This is a genomic window from Kitasatospora sp. NPDC059408 (assembly GCF_042751525.1).
Taxonomy (GTDB): Bacteria; Actinomycetota; Actinomycetes; order Streptomycetales; family Streptomycetaceae; genus Kitasatospora.
In genome coordinates this window covers 41,764-55,553 of sequence record NZ_JBHYWI010000007.1, presented here as the reverse complement: position 1 = coordinate 55,553, position 13,790 = coordinate 41,764, and the positions used below count along the sequence as shown (strand labels likewise).

The window sequence follows — 13,790 nt, the reverse complement described above, 5'->3', positions numbered from 1 at the left end:
ACTGACAGGTCCAGGCACGCCCGCCGCTCCGCGCCCATACTGGACCGCATGCCCGCCCCGACCACCCTCGCCGGCAGCCTCGGCGACTACCTCCGCGCCCGCCGCGCCCTGGTGTCCCCCGCCGACGCGGGCCTGCCGCCCACCGGCCGCCGCCGCGTACCGGGGCTGCGCCGCGAGGAGGTCGCCGAACTCGTGGGCCTCAGCACCGACTACTACGTGCGCCTGGAGCAGGGCCGCGCCGACCGCCCGTCCGACGAGGTGCTCGACGCGCTGAGCCGCGCCCTCCGGCTCGGCCCCGCCGAGCGCGCCCACCTGTACGACCTGGCCCGACCGCCCCGCCGGACGGCCGCCGGATCCCAGCGAACCGACGTGCTGCGCCCGGCACTTCGGAGCGTCGTGGAGGCCATGCCGACCACGCCGGCCGTCATCATGAACGACCGCAGCGACGTCCTCGCCTGGAACCGGCCGGCCGCCGCCCTGATCGCCGACTTCCCCCGACTCCCGCCGGGCGAGCGGAACATGGCCCGCCGGATCTTCCTCGACCCGCACGCCCGCGAGGTCCACCTCGACTGGGAGGAGGCCGCGCGCACGACCGTCGGCATCCTCCGCATGGCCGCGGGGCGCCGCCCGCACGATCCCGGGCTCGTCCGGCTGGTCGGCCAACTCTCGCTGGGCAGTGCCGAGTTCCGCACCCTGTGGGCCGGGCACCACGTGCACGAGAAGAGCCACGGGCCCAAGCGCTTCCGGCACCCCCTGGTGGGCGACGTGACGCTCGACTACGAGACCTTCCAGGCCCCGGGCGCCGCGCACCACATGCTCGTCGTCTACACCGCGCCGCCCGGGAGCCCGGCCGAGGAGGCGCTGCGCTTCCTCGACAGCTTCACGGCCGACAGCTTCACGACCTGACCGGCACCGCCTCCGGCTCCGCCGCGACCGCCCGCGGCACGGCCGGTTCGGGCAGGGTGCGGATCGCCAGCCAGGAGACGACGGGCAGCACGATCAGCGGTACGAGCGCCGTCCGGAGCGAGGTCGCGTCGGCAGCCGCGCCGAGGACCGGGCTCACGACACCGCCGACGCTCACCGCCAGGCCGAGCGTCACGCCGCTCGCCGTGCCGACGCGGCTCGGCAGGTAGTCCTGCCCGAGCGTCACGTGGAGCGAGAAGGGCACGTAGAGCCCGGCCGAGGCCAGCGCCACGAACAGGAAGAACGCCGGCCCCGGCACGAACACGATCCCCGCGACGGCGAGGGCGCTCAGCAGGTACGAGCGCCGCACCACGGTGACGCGGTCCCGGCGCTCCGCCAGCCGGCCGCCCAGCACCGTGCCGACCGCGCCGCCGGCGTACAGCACGAACAGCGCCGCGGTGCCCGCCGTCGTGCCGCCGCCGGTCCGCTCGCGGGCGTAGAACGTGATGAACGTGCTCAGCCCGATGAACACCACGGACCGGCAGACCACCGCCACCGACAGCCGCAGGAACGAGCGCACGTCGTCGGCCCCCGCCGGCCCGGCACCCGCACCCGCACCCGCCGTCGGCCGTGCCACGCCCACCGCACGCAACGCGGGCAGGCACAGCGCACCGCCCACGACGGCGGGCACGACGAGCAGCGGCGTCCACCGCAGGCCGCCGGTGGCGACCACCGCGGACACCAGCAGGGGCGCCAGCGCGAACCCGACGTTCCCGCCGACGGAGAACCAGCTCATCGCCGTGTGGCTGCCCCGCCCGGCCTTGCGGGCGACCCGCGCCGACTCCGGGTGGTAGGCGGCGACGCCCAGTCCGGACACCGCGACGAACGCGAGCGTCAGCGCGTAACTGTCACCCAGGCCGCTCAGCGCGATCCCGAGCCCGCCGAGGAGGGTGGCCACGGGCAGCAGCCAGGGCAACGGGCGGCGGTCGGTGAGCGCTCCGAACAGGGGCTGCGCCACGGAGGAGAGCAGAGAGGCCGCGAGCACGATGCCGGAGGCGGCGGCGTACGTGTAGGCGCGCTCGGCGACGAAGAACGGGACCAGCGCGGTCACGGCGCCCTGGTAGACGTCGACGCAGGCGTGGCCGACGGCGAGGAGGGGGATGGCGCGCTCGGGCGCCTTGTCGTTGGTGGGCACGCCCTCATGCTCACGCCGCGCCCCGCTGTCGGGCTTCCGATAATCTGCCAACCAATGACGGAAATCCGCCACACGCCCGTGGCCCCCACGAGCACCCGCCGGCTCACCCGCGGGGCGGCCATCGACGCCCACCGCCACGACGACCACCAGATCGCCTACGCCGGCCGCGGCGCCCTGGCCATCACCACCCACGCGGGCACCTGGGTGGCACCGGCCGACCGCGCGATCTGGGTCCCCGCGGGCACGGTCCACTCCCACCAGGCCCACGGCGAGCTGGAGTTGCACCTGGTCGGCCTGCCCGCCGACAGCAACCCGCTGGCCCTGGACAGGCCCACGGTGCTCACCGTCAGCCCCCTGCTCCGCGAGCTGATCCTGGAATACACGCGGCGCCCCGACGAGACCGGCGACACCCCCGACACCCCGCCGCGCGCCCGCCTGCGGGCCGTCCTGCTCGACCAGCTGAGCGTCTCGACCCAGGAGCCCCTCCACCTGCCGGCCCCCACCGACCCGACGCTGACCGCCGTGTGCGACCTCCTGCACGCCGACCCGGCCGACGACCGCACCCTCGCCGCCCTCGGCCGCGAGGTCGGCGCGAGCGAACGCACCCTGTCCCGGCTCTTCCGCGCCGACCTGGGCATGACGTTCCCCCGCTGGCGCACCCACCTACGGCTCTACCACGCCCTCACCCTCCTCGCCGAGGACACCCCCGTGACCACCGTGGCCCACCTGTGCGGCTGGTCCTCCGCCAGCGCCTTCATCGACGCCTTCCGCCACACCTTCGGCCACACCCCGGGCACCCACCGCCGGCTCTGACCCGAGCCGGCGGCCGAAACCCGTACCTCACAGGTCGGTGAGCTCCCCCAGTCCGAGGGTGCGCAGCGTGTGGTTGGCCATCTGCAGGTGCCCGACGGCGTTCGGGTGGGCCGGGTCGTCCAGCCACGCGATCGGGGCGACGTCGCCGAACTCGGCGCGCCAGTGGGCCTCGTGGTCGACGAGCAGCGCCCCGGTCCCGGCGGCGAGCTCGCGGACGGCCTGGCAGTAGGCGGGCAGCTCGGCCCGCGCCGGCAGCGCGTCCTGACTGACGAGCAGCGGCGTGTGCAGCACGATCTGCGCCCCGGCGGACCGCTCGATGATCTCCCCCATGGCGTCGCGGAACTCCCCGAGCCCGGCGAGCCCGGCCCGCACGTCGTTGGTGCCGAGCGACAGCGACAGCACGTCCGGCCGGAACCGGCCGATGACGAAGTCGTACGCCCCGAGCACGTCGGTGGCCCGCCAGGCCGAGACGCCGGAGTTCACGACGATGTCCGTCAGCCGGTCGAGCTGCCAGCACACGCGCTCCTGCACGTGCTCCACCCACCCCCGGGCCCCGTGCGTGTGCAGGACGGCCTGCGTGATGCTGTCCCCGGCCATGACCCAGGTCATCGGCCTGTCGGCGAGTTCGATCATGTGGTGCTTCCCCCTTGCGTTCGTGCGGACCGGAGGAAGTTGATCACACGCCCCGCGGGCGACTCAACGGTGTCCTGGTCGGCCATCCGCCCGGGCTGGCTGCATCACTATGCAGGGATCACCATTTCTATAAAACGACGTGTCGACCATGATGCATGATCGACCACCCGAAGCTCAATTCCGGCTCAAATAGTGAACCTACCGACGAGTCACGTAATGCGCCCGAAACCCTCACACCCCCTACCAGCGAGAATGTCCGGAAAAGTAAGTAAACATTCAGTAATGAAATCTGTGCATAGGCCTATGAATAGCCCTACTGTGTGGCAACTCTCCAGAGCTGCTCCGCCTGCCGGGGCCCCCACACACAGAGAGAATTCCCATGGTCTCCACCAACCAGGTATCCCCGCCGGGACAGAGCACCGGCTCCGGGTCCGGTACCACCCACCGGACGCTCCGCCGGAACGTCGGTCTCATCGGCCTCATGTGGGCCTCGGTCGGCTCGATCATCGGCTCGGGCTGGCTGTTCGGCGCCAAGAACGCCGTCACCGCCGCAGGCCCGGCCGCGATCATCTCCTGGGGCATCGGCGCCGTCGCGATCGTCCTGCTGGCGTTCGTGCACGCCGAACTCGGCGGGCTCTTCCCGGTCTCGGGCGGCACCGCGCGCTACCCGCACTACGCCTTCGGCGGCCTCGCCGGCATGTCCTTCGGCTGGTTCTCCTGGCTCCAGGCCGCCACCGTCGCCCCGATCGAGGTCGAGGCGATGATCGGCTACGCCAAGCACTGGTCCTTCGCCGACGGCCTCCAAAACGCCAACGGCACCCTCACCACCAGCGGCTTCGTCGTCGCGACCGCCCTGATGGCGGTGTTCGTCGCGGTCAACTTCCTCGGCGTACGGGTCCTTGCGCGTACGAACAGCGTGGCGACCTGGCTGAAGATCTTCGTCCCGCTTTTCACGATCTTCGTCCTCGCGATCACCAGCTTCCACAGCTCGAACTTCACCTCGCACGGCTTCGCGCCGTTCGGCGCCAAGGGCGTGCTCGCCGCGATCAGCACCAGCGGCATCATCTTCGCGCTGCTCGGCTTCGAGCAGGCCATCCAGATCGCCGGTGAGAGCCGCAACCCCCGCCGCGACATCCCCCGCGCCGTGCTCGGGTCGGTCGCCATCGGCACCCTGATCTACACCCTGCTCCAGGTCGTCTTCATCGGCGCCCTGCCGGTCAGCGCCTTCGCCAACGGCTGGGCCAAGCTCGACTTCCCCGGCATCGACGGCCCCTTCGCGGGCCTGGCCACCCTGGTCGGCCTCGGCTGGCTGTCCTGGGTGCTGTACATGGACGCCATCATCTCCCCCGGTGGCACCGGCCTGATCTACACCACCGCCACCTCGCGCATCTCCTACGGCCTGAGCCGCAACGGCTACGCCCCGCAGAAGTTCGAGCGCCTGGACAAGAACGGCGTGCCGTGGTTCGGCCTGATCATCTCCTTCGTCACCGGCGTCGTCTGCTTCCTGCCCTTCCCCAGCTGGCAGGAGCTGGTCGGCTTCATCACCTCCGCCAGCGTGCTGATGTACGCCGGCGCCCCGCTGGCCTTCGGTGCCCTGCGCCGCCGCCTGCCCGACCGTGAGCGCTCCTACCGCCTCCCCGCGGGCGGGGTCGTCTCGCCGGCCGCGTTCGTGGTCGCCAGCCTCATCATCTACTGGTCCGGCTGGCAGACCCTGTCCCGCCTGGGCATCGCCATCGTGCTCGGCTACGTCCTGCTCGGCAGCTACGCGGCCTACGCGATCAAGAAGGGCCTGCCGAACGCCCCGCGCCTGAACTGGAAGGCCGCGCAGTGGCTGCCGGTCTACCTGATCGGCCTGGGCCTGGTCTCCTGGCAGGGCGGTTTCGGGGACGGCACCGGCCGGATCCCGATGTGGTACGACATGGGCATCGTCGCGGTCTTCGCGCTCGGCATCTACTACTGGGCGATCCGCGTCGCCCTGCCGGCCGAGGAGATCGAGCGCGAGGTCGCCGACGTGGAGGTGGTCGACGCGGGCGGTCACTGATCCGCGGGGCGGGGCTGACTCCCCGCTCCCGATCGGCCGCTCCCGGCCCCGGGGCCCCACCACACGGCCCCGGCCGCCGGAACCCGGCCACGAGATCCTGACCGAACGCCCCTGAACAACCCGAGCCTTACGCACCCCAACGGCGGGCCCGCCGGTCGAGCAGCGACCGACGGGCCCGTCCGTGTGCGTCATCCGGGCCCGCCGGAGGCCGGGCGCATCAGGCCGTGCGCGTCAGGCGTGCACGTCATCCGTGCGCGTCACCTTCGCCCGTCAGAGGTCGAGCACGGCCTTCAGCGCCGCCGCCACCGCCGCCTGCGGATCGTCGACCGCGCCCGGCGAGCGCCACGCGACGAAGCCGTCCGGGCGCACCAGCACCGCGCCGTCCGGGCCGATGCCGTGCAGCTCGGCGAAGTCCGTGCCCGGCTCCGGCGCCAGGTCGTCCTCCGCGTCGTCGCCGATCCGGTATGCGTCCATCGGGACGGCCAGCGCGTCCGCCGCCCGCCGGGCGCCCGCGCGCCAGGCCTCGCCGTCCGGCCCGGTGAGCAGCACCATCGCCTGCTCGTACAGGTCCAGCGTGGACAGCCGGACGCCCGCGCACACCAGCCACTGGTGCGGCGCGCGGCTGCCGGGCTCGCCGGCCGACTCGAACTTCTCCGGGACGACCTCGCCCGCCGGGTCCGCCCCGGCCACCGCGCCCCGCGGGTAGCGGTAGCCCAGCGCCACCGCCAGCACCCCGGCCTGCCGCCCGACGCCCGGCACGACCGCGTACCCGGGGTGGCTGTGCTCGGCCGAGCGGGCCGAGGCGCGCTCGCCGGTCACCCGCGCCACCGGCCGCCGCTCCCGCCCGTACGTCTCCAGCAGGCCGGGCCCGGCCCAGCCGCACAGCACGGCGGCCAGCTTCCAGGCCAGGTTGTGCGCGTCCTGGATGCCGGTGTTGGAGCCGAACGCGCCGGTCGGCGACATCTCGTGCGCCGAGTCCCCGGCGAGGAAGACCCGCCCGGTGCCGTAGCTCTCGGCGACCCGCTCGGCCGCGTGCCACGGCGCCCTGCCGGTCACCTCGACGTCCAGCTCCGGCATGCCGACGGCGGTGCGGATGTGCCGCTCGCACCGCTCGTCGGTGAACGCCTCCAGCGGCTCGCCGTGCTCGGGGTGCCACGGCGCGTGGAAGACCCACTCCTCCCGGTTGTCCACCGGCAGCAGCGCGCCGTCCGCCTCCGGGTTGGTCAGGTAGCAGGCGATGAAGTGCCGGTCGCCGACGGCCTCGGCCAGCCGCTTGGCCCGGAAGGTGATGCTGACGTTGTGGAACAGCTCGCCCTTGCCGGTCTGCCCGATGTCCAGCCGCTCGCGCACCGGGCTGCGCGGGCCGTCCGCCGCCACCAGGTACTCCGAGCGCACCACCCGCTCCTCGCCGGTCTCCCGGCTGCGCAGCACCGAGGTGACGCCGTCGGCGTCCTGTTCGAAGGAGACCAGCTCGGTGCCGAAGCGGATGTCGCCGCCGAGGTCGCGGGCCGCGCGCAGCAGCACCGGCTCCAGGTCGTTCTGGCTGCACAGGCACCACGAGCTGGGGCTGAAGGCGGCCAGCCGCCCGCCCGGGTCGATCTCCCGGAACAGCCACTCCTGCTCCTCGCCGGTCAGCGAGGGCGCCTGGAGGATGCCGTGGTTCGGGGCCAGCACCGAGGCCGCCTCGCGGATCGCCGGCTCGATCCCGGCCACCCGGTACAGCTCCATGGTGCGGACGTTGTTGCCTCGGCCACGCGGGTGACGCGAGGTGTCGGTGTGCTTCTCGACCAGGAGGTGTCTGACCCCCAGTCGGCCGAGGAAGAGCGAGGCCGACAGCCCGACCAGCGAGCCGCCCACGATCAGGACCGGCACCCGGTCGTCTACCTTCGGATTCATCAATTGCTCCACCCTGTACGGGGATTCCGCGGCCCGGCACGTGGGCCCGGCGCCGCCCTCGAAGGGGCCCGCAGCGGCGGCCGCCCCGGTCTTCCATCCCCCGCCGGAGCCGGCTTGTGCCGCCCCTTCGCCCGGATGGCCCGCAAATCTCGCGCGCCCCCGGACGCGCCGCGCACGATCGACCTCAGGCCTGGCGCCGACGGCCCGGGCCGACCGCCATCGCACCGCCCTCCCCCGGGCCGGGAGCGCCCTGCCGGACGCGGCCGGAGTACGGCCCGCAGCGTGCGGCCCAGAGCAGAAAGTGGATCATGACAACTCTGTCCGAACCGCAGGCGCCGCAGCACGCCGAGTCCGAGACCCGGCTGCGGGTCGTCCTGATGCTGGAGATCCAGGACGGCGCGCAGCAGCGCTTCCTGGACGTCTACGAGCAGCTGCGCCACCAGGTGGCCGCGGTGCCCGGCCACGTCAGCGACCAGCTGTGCCAGTCGATCAACGACCCCCGGCAGTGGCTGATCACCAGCGAGTGGGAGGACCAGGACACGTTCCTGCAGTGGGTCGACAGCGACGCCCACCGGGAGATGGTCAAGCCCATGCACGGCTGCGTCAGCGACAACTTCCGCTCGATGCGCTACGTCGTCCTGCGCGAGACCTCCGCCGCCGGCGGCGCCACCGGCACCCGGGCCCCGGTGGAGGTGCCGCCCGGCCTGCCGCGCAGCGAGCCCGTCGGCCACGTCGGCCCGCCCAAGGCCGAGCCCGGCCCCGACGGGGTCGTCCGCCACGCGCTGACCTTCACGGTCAAGCCCGGCAGCGAGCCCGAGGTGGCCCGGATCCTGGCCGGCTACACCTCCCCCAAGGCCGACGTGGACGAGCACACCCGGCTGCGCCGCACCTCGCTGTTCATGCACGGCAACCGGGTCGTGCGGGCCGTCGAGGTGACCGGCAGCCTCGGCGACGCGCTGCGCCACGTCGCGATGCAGCCCGAGGTGCGGGCCGTCGAGGAGGCCATCAACCCGTACCTGGAGGAGGCCCGGCAGCTCGGCGACCCGCAGTCCGCGCGCGCCTTCTTCGCCCGCGCCGCGCTGCCGGCCAAGGAGCAGGCGATCGCCACCGCGCCGTCGTCCGGGCGGCTGCACCGGCACGCCGTGCTCTACCCGGTCCGTCCGGGCTCCGGCACGGCCGTCACCGAGCTGCTGGCCGGCCACGACGACCTCGCCACCGCCGACCCGACCGGCCCGGTCGCGGCGAGCACCGTGTTCCAGCGCGACGACGTCGTCGTGCGCCTGGTGGACCTGCGGGTGCCCGCCGAGGCCGACCCGGGCGCCGCGCTCGGCGTGGCCGGCGACGCGGAGGCCGCGGCGCTCGCCCGGCTGCTCGACCTCGGCGCGGAGTGCGACCTGCGCACCGTCGCCGGCCTGCGCGCGTTCCTCGCCGCCCGCGGCATGACCCCGATCACCGACCGCAGCTCACAGTCGAACTGACGATCCGTCACATTCCCGGAGGAAACACCATGTCCACGCAGTACCCACGGATCGTCCACGTCGACGAGGCTCCGGAGAACCGCCGCCACGGCGCCGAGCTGCGCACCATGCTCACCCCGACCACCTGCGGGGCGACCAGCGGCTTCATGGGCCTGGCCATCGTCAAGCCCGGGGAGCGGATCGCCGAGCACTACCACCCGTACTCCGAGGAGTTCGTGTTCGTCGTCTCCGGCGACCTGGAGGTGGACCTGGACGGCGAGACCCGCGTCCTCAAGCCCGACCACGGCCTGATGATCCCGATCAACATGCGCCACCGCTTCCGCAACGTCGGCACCACCGAGGCCCGGATGGTCTTCCACCTCGGGCCGCTCGCCCCGCGCCCCGACCTCGGCCACGTGAGCACCGAGGAGCACGCGGGCACCGACGGGTCCGCCGCGTCCGGCCCGCCGGAACACGCCAAGGTGGCCTCGTGACCCGGCGGGTCGCCGTCACCGGGATCGGCGTGGTGGCGCCCGGCGGGGTCGGGGTCCCGGCCTTCTGGGACCTCCTCACCTCCGGCCGCACCGCCACCCGGGGCATCACGCTCTTCGACCCCACCGGGTTCCGCTCCCGGATCGCCGCCGAGTGCGACTTCGACCCGGCGGCGCACGGGCTCGGCCCCGAGGACGTCCAACGGGCCGACCGCTACGTGCAGTTCGCGATGGTGGCGGCCGGCGAGGCGGTCGCCGACGCGGGCCTGGACCTCGCCGCCGAGGACCCGTGGCGGATCGCCGTCTCGCTCGGCACCGCCGTCGGCGGCACCACCCGGCTGGAGCACGACTACGCCCTGGTCAGCTCGGCCGGCGCCCGCTGGGACGTCGACCACCGGCAGGCCGAGCCCCAGCTGCACCGGGCGTTCGCGCCCAGCACGCTGGCCTCCGCGGTCGCCGAACGGATCGGCGCGCACGGCCCGGTGCAGACCGTCTCCACCGGCTGCACCTCCGGCCTGGACGCGATCGGCTACGGCTTCCGGGCCGTCGAGGAGGGACGCGCCGACATCTGCGTCGCCGGCGCCTCCGACTCCCCGATCTCGCCGATCACCGTCGCGTGCTTCGACGCCATCAAGGCCACCAGCGAGCGCAACGACGACCCGGCGCACGCCTCCCGCCCCTTCGACGCCCACCGGGACGGCTTCGTCCTCGGCGAGGGCGGCGCCGTCCTGGTCCTGGAGGAGCTGGAGCACGCCCGCCGCCGCGGCGCCCGCGTCTACGGCGAGGTCGGCGGCTTCGCCACCTACGGCAACGCCTACCACATGACCGGCCTCACCCAGGAGGGGCTGGAGATGTCCCGGGCGATCGACGACGCGCTCGCCCACGCCCGGGTGAACACCACCGACGTCGACTACGTCAACGCGCACGGCTCGGGCACCAAGCAGAACGACCGGCACGAGACCGCCGCCGTCAAGCGCTCGCTCGGCCGGCACGCCTACGGAACGCCGATGAGCTCGATCAAGTCGATGGTCGGGCACTCGCTCGGCGCGATCGGCGCCATCGAGGTCGTCGCCTGCACACTGGCGCTCGCCCACGGCGTCGTGCCGCCGACCGCCAACTACGAGACTCCCGACCCGGAGTGCGACCTCGACTACGTGCCGCGCACCGCGCGCGAGCTGCCGCTGAGCCACATCCTCTCGGTCGGCAGCGGATTCGGCGGATTCCAGTCCGCCGTCGTGCTCAAAAGAACGGGGTGAGATCCATGACGTCACGTCAGCAGGGCCGCCGGGCGGTGGTCACCGGCATCGGCGTGGTGGCACCGAACGGTGTCGGGGCCGACGCCTTCTGGAAGGCCACCAGGCAGGGCGTGAGCGTCCTCGACCGGATATCCCGCGAGGGCTGCACCGCGCTGCCGCTGCGCGTCGCCGGACAGGTGCGGGACTTCGACCCGCAGGCCGTGATCGACAGCCGCTACCTGGTGCAGACCGACCGCTTCACGCACTACGCGATGGCCGCCGCGGACCTGGCCGTGGCCGACGCCCGCTTCACACCGGACCCGGAACAGCCCTACGCCGTCGGCGTGGTGACCGCGGCCGGCTCCGGCGGCGGCGAGTTCGGCCAGCGCGAGCTCCAGCAGCTCTGGGGCCAGGGGCCCCGGTTCGTCGGCCCCTACCAGTCCATCGCCTGGTTCTACGCGGCCAGCACCGGACAGATCTCCATCCGCGGCGGCTACAAGGGCCCCTGCGGTGTCGTCGCCAGCGACGAGGCCGGCGGCCTGGACGCGCTCGCCCACGCCGCCCGCTCGATCGAGCACGGCGCCGACGCGGTGGTGGCCGGCGCGGCCGAGGCCCCGCTCGCGCCGTACTCGATGGTCTGCCAGCTCGGCTACCCCGAGCTCAGCCTCGCCGAGCAGCCCGACCGGGCCTACCTGCCGTTCACCGCGCAGGCCTGCGGCTTCTCCCCCGCCGAGGGCGGCGCGATGCTGCTGCTGGAGGACGAGCGGACCGCGCGTCGCCGCGGGGCCGCCGTCCGCGCCCACCTGGCCGGGCACGGCGCCACCTTCACCGGCGCCTCCCGGTGGGAGGAGTCCCGCGAGGGCCTGGCCGCCGCGATCCGGATAGCCCTGGACGAGGCCCGGATCGCACCCGAGGAGGTCGACGTGGTCTTCGCGGACGCGCTCGGCGTCCCGGCCGCCGACCGGGCCGAGGCCCTCGCCCTCGCCGACGCCCTGGGCCCGGCCGCCGAACGCGTCCCGGTCACCGCGCCCAAGACCGGCACCGGCCGCGCCTACTGCGGCGCCCCGCTGCTGGACGTCGCCGCCGCCGTCCTCGCCATGGAGGACGGTGTCCTCCCGCCCACCCCCAACGTCACCGAGGTCTGCCACGACCTCGCCCTGGTGACCGGCCGCGCCCGGCCGGCCGAGCTGCGCACCGCACTGGTGCTCAGCCGCGGGCTGATGGGCTCCAACTCCGCGCTGGTGCTCCGGCGCGGTGAGCGGCCCTGAACCACCCCGTTCTGAGAAGGGACACCCCGTGAGCAACACCCTCAGTTACCCCGAACTGGCCGCCCTGCTCCAGGCGCGGGCCGGCGTCACCGTCGAACCCGGCGACCTGGAGCGCCCCGGCTCCTACTTCGACGACTTCGGCGTCGATTCGCTCGGCCTGCTCGGCGTCGTCGGCGAGCTGGAGAACCGGCACGGCCTCAAGGTCACCTCGGGCGCCGAGTCCGCCAAGACCCCGGCCGAGTTCGTGCAGCTCGTCAACGCCTCCCTCGCGACGAAGGCCGGTGCCTGACATGCCCGGACACACCGACAACGAGATCGTCATCGCCGCTCCGCTCGACCTGGTCTGGGAGATGACCAACGACCTGGAGAACTGGCCGGAGCTGTTCAGCGAGTACGCCTCCGTCGACGTCCTGGAGCGCGACGGCGACAGCGTCCGCTTCCGGCTCACCATGCACCCGGACGAGAACGGCCAGGTGTGGAGCTGGGTCTCCGAGCGCACCACCGACAAGTCCTCGCTCGCGGTGCGCGCCCGCCGGGTCGAGCCCGGCCCGTTCGAGTTCATGGAGATCCGCTGGGAGTACGCCGAGGTCCCGGCCGGGACGAGGATGCGCTGGATCCAGGACTTCGCGATGAAGCCCACCGCCCCGGTGGACGACGACGGCATGGTCAACCACATCAACAAGAACTCCCGGATCCAGATGCAGCTGATCCGCGAGAAGGTCGAGCTGCGGGCCGGGGAGAGGTGAGCGGCGTGCACCGCGCTCTGATCGTCGCCCGGATGAAGCCGGAGGCGGCCCCCGACATCGCCGAGGTGTTCGCCGAGTCCGACCGCGGCGACCTGCCGCACCTGATCGGCGTCACCGGCCGCAGCCTCTTCCAGTTCGGCGACGTCTACCTGCACCTCATCGAGGCCGACCGCCCGCCGGGCCCGGCCGTCGCCAAGGTCGTCGGGCACCCGGAGTTCCGGACCGTCAGCGACCGCCTCACCGCCTACGTCCAGGCGTACGACCCCGCCACCTGGCGCGAGCCCAAGGACGCGATGGCGCGCGAGTTCTACCGCTGGGACCGCTGAGCTCCGCAGCGCCCCGCGACCCTTTGGGCCCGCCCCCGGCCACCCGCCGGGGGCGGGCCCACGCGTGCCCGGAGCCGCCCTCGCGCACCGACGGCTCGTGGCCGCCGTAACCCCCGTTCACCCGGATCGCCCGCGCACCCGGGTGAACACGCCCGGGAGTCCATCCGAAAGGCGCACCGGGCGCGCGGGCCCCGCACGCCTCCGGTGGCAGGCGTCGGCACGGTGGTTGACGGTGGATCAGGCGCGCATTCCCCGCGAGTCCCCTTGCCCGGCAACCCCGCCGGGCGTCGCGGCCGGCGCGCCGGAAGGATCATCCTCATGCGTTCTGCACGCACGCTGCTCGCCGGGGCGGCCGTCGCCGCCGTCCTGACCGTCGGCACCCCCTTGGCCTTCGCGGACGGATCCGCCGACCAGGGCAAGAACCTCACCTGGCAGGAGAAGCAGCCGGACAAGGGCACCGGCTCCGACAAGGGCACCGGCTCCGACGAGCACAAGGGCACGAGCGACCACAAGGGCTCCTCCTCCACCGAGGAGCACAAGGGCTCGGACGAGCACAAGGGCAACGACGCCTACGGCGACAAGGGCGAGGAGCACAAGGCCCCGCACGGCGGCGTGCACACCGGCGGCGGCGGGCTGTCCCTGTCCGGCGGCGGTCTGGCCTCGGGCGCGGTCCTGCTGCTCGGCGGGATCGGCGCGGGCGCCCTCGCGCTGCGCCGCGGCCGCCGCACGGCCGGCGCCGTCGCCTGACCCCCGCCGCCGCCCCTGGGCGCCGCCCCGCCACCGCGG

At 73.6% G+C, this 13,790-nt stretch carries 14 protein-coding genes; 11 read left to right on the top strand and 3 right to left on the bottom strand.

The features are described 5' to 3' along the window. Positions 1–48 precede the first annotated feature (48 nt). Positions 49–906 carry a helix-turn-helix transcriptional regulator gene (locus ACFXDE_RS07195; RefSeq protein ID WP_380491684.1) on the top strand — a complete coding sequence of 286 codons (858 nt, stop codon included), beginning with the start codon at positions 49–51 and terminating at the stop codon, positions 904–906. Here the strand turns inward: ACFXDE_RS07195 and ACFXDE_RS07190 are convergent. Continuing rightward, complete coding sequence (locus ACFXDE_RS07190; protein WP_380491681.1) at positions 896–2,098, bottom strand: MFS transporter; 1,203 nt, start codon at positions 2,096–2,098, stop codon at positions 896–898. The genes ACFXDE_RS07195 and ACFXDE_RS07190 overlap by 11 nt on opposite strands. A gap of 54 nt (positions 2,099–2,152) precedes the next feature. Here ACFXDE_RS07190 and ACFXDE_RS07185 point away from each other — a divergent pair, with 54 nt between their 5' ends. Beyond that, positions 2,153–2,911: an AraC family transcriptional regulator gene (locus ACFXDE_RS07185; protein WP_380491679.1), complete on the top strand. Its 759-nt coding sequence runs from the start codon at positions 2,153–2,155 to the stop codon at positions 2,909–2,911. 27 nt (positions 2,912–2,938) lie between these two features. On the opposite strand, the gene ACFXDE_RS07180 is transcribed toward ACFXDE_RS07185, so the two are convergent. Continuing rightward, positions 2,939–3,544, bottom strand: a complete 606-nt coding sequence (locus ACFXDE_RS07180) for an SGNH/GDSL hydrolase family protein (protein WP_380491677.1) — start codon at positions 3,542–3,544, stop codon at positions 2,939–2,941. 379 nt (positions 3,545–3,923) lie between these two features. On the opposite strand from ACFXDE_RS07180, the gene ACFXDE_RS07175 reads away from it, so the two are divergent. Further along, on the top strand, positions 3,924–5,585 hold the full coding sequence (locus ACFXDE_RS07175; RefSeq protein WP_380447719.1) for an APC family permease: 1,662 nt from the start codon (positions 3,924–3,926) through the stop codon (positions 5,583–5,585). A gap of 270 nt (positions 5,586–5,855) precedes the next feature. Here the strand turns inward: ACFXDE_RS07175 and ACFXDE_RS07170 are convergent, their stop codons facing one another. Beyond that, positions 5,856–7,481 (bottom strand): FAD-dependent oxidoreductase, encoded by a 1,626-nt coding sequence (locus tag ACFXDE_RS07170; protein WP_380491675.1) that lies wholly within the window; start codon positions 7,479–7,481, stop codon positions 5,856–5,858. A 308-nt stretch (positions 7,482–7,789) separates the two neighbouring features. On the opposite strand from ACFXDE_RS07170, the gene ACFXDE_RS07165 reads away from it, so the two are divergent. The 8 genes from ACFXDE_RS07165 (at position 7,790) to ACFXDE_RS07130 (ending at position 13,751) form a co-directional block, all read left to right on the top strand. Then, positions 7,790–8,959, top strand: coding sequence for a SchA/CurD-like domain-containing protein (locus tag ACFXDE_RS07165; protein ID WP_380447715.1), 1,170 nt, complete (start codon positions 7,790–7,792; stop codon positions 8,957–8,959). Between the two features lie 29 nt (positions 8,960–8,988). After that, on the top strand, positions 8,989–9,432 hold the full coding sequence (locus tag ACFXDE_RS07160) for a cupin domain-containing protein (protein ID WP_380491673.1): 444 nt from the start codon (positions 8,989–8,991) through the stop codon (positions 9,430–9,432). Further along, a complete protein-coding gene (locus ACFXDE_RS07155) occupies positions 9,429–10,685 on the top strand; it encodes a beta-ketoacyl-[acyl-carrier-protein] synthase family protein (RefSeq protein WP_380447711.1) in 1,257 nt (418 codons plus the stop codon). Before ACFXDE_RS07160 ends, ACFXDE_RS07155 begins: the two co-directional genes overlap by 4 nt. 5 nt (positions 10,686–10,690) lie before the next feature. Further along, positions 10,691–11,932, top strand: coding sequence for a beta-ketoacyl synthase N-terminal-like domain-containing protein (locus ACFXDE_RS07150; protein ID WP_380447709.1), 1,242 nt, complete (start codon positions 10,691–10,693; stop codon positions 11,930–11,932). Positions 11,933–11,960: 28 nt separating this feature from the next. Beyond that, a complete protein-coding gene (locus ACFXDE_RS07145; RefSeq protein ID WP_380447707.1) occupies positions 11,961–12,221 on the top strand; it encodes an acyl carrier protein in 261 nt (86 codons plus the stop codon). Between the two features lies 1 nt (position 12,222). Further along, positions 12,223–12,678 (top strand): SRPBCC family protein, encoded by a 456-nt coding sequence (locus ACFXDE_RS07140; RefSeq protein ID WP_380447704.1) that lies wholly within the window; start codon positions 12,223–12,225, stop codon positions 12,676–12,678. Between the two features lie 5 nt (positions 12,679–12,683). After that, a complete protein-coding gene (locus ACFXDE_RS07135; protein ID WP_380447702.1) occupies positions 12,684–13,004 on the top strand; it encodes a TcmI family type II polyketide cyclase in 321 nt (106 codons plus the stop codon). A 318-nt stretch (positions 13,005–13,322) separates the two neighbouring features. Then, entirely contained in the window at positions 13,323–13,751 is a 429-nt protein-coding gene (locus ACFXDE_RS07130; RefSeq protein ID WP_380491669.1) for a hypothetical protein, read from the top strand. Positions 13,752–13,790: the final 39 nt, after the last annotated feature.

Bases quoted from the DNA above. Each gene is read 5' to 3' on its own strand.
- ACFXDE_RS07195 (WP_380491684.1), top strand. From the start codon at position 49: ATGCCCGCCCCGACCACCCTCGCCGGCAGCCTCGGCGACTACCTCCGC.
- ACFXDE_RS07185 (WP_380491679.1), top strand. From the start codon at position 2,153: ATGACGGAAATCCGCCACACGCCCGTGGCCCCCACGAGCACCCGCCGG.
- ACFXDE_RS07180 (WP_380491677.1), bottom strand. From the start codon at position 3,544: ATGATCGAACTCGCCGACAGGCCGATGACCTGGGTCATGGCCGGGGAC.
- ACFXDE_RS07175 (WP_380447719.1), top strand. From the start codon at position 3,924: ATGGTCTCCACCAACCAGGTATCCCCGCCGGGACAGAGCACCGGCTCC.
- ACFXDE_RS07170 (WP_380491675.1), bottom strand. From the start codon at position 7,481: ATGAATCCGAAGGTAGACGACCGGGTGCCGGTCCTGATCGTGGGCGGC.
- ACFXDE_RS07165 (WP_380447715.1), top strand. From the start codon at position 7,790: ATGACAACTCTGTCCGAACCGCAGGCGCCGCAGCACGCCGAGTCCGAG.
- ACFXDE_RS07160 (WP_380491673.1), top strand. From the start codon at position 8,989: ATGTCCACGCAGTACCCACGGATCGTCCACGTCGACGAGGCTCCGGAG.
- ACFXDE_RS07150 (WP_380447709.1), top strand. From the start codon at position 10,691: ATGACGTCACGTCAGCAGGGCCGCCGGGCGGTGGTCACCGGCATCGGC.
- ACFXDE_RS07140 (WP_380447704.1), top strand. From the start codon at position 12,223: ATGCCCGGACACACCGACAACGAGATCGTCATCGCCGCTCCGCTCGAC.
- ACFXDE_RS07130 (WP_380491669.1), top strand. From the start codon at position 13,323: ATGCGTTCTGCACGCACGCTGCTCGCCGGGGCGGCCGTCGCCGCCGTC.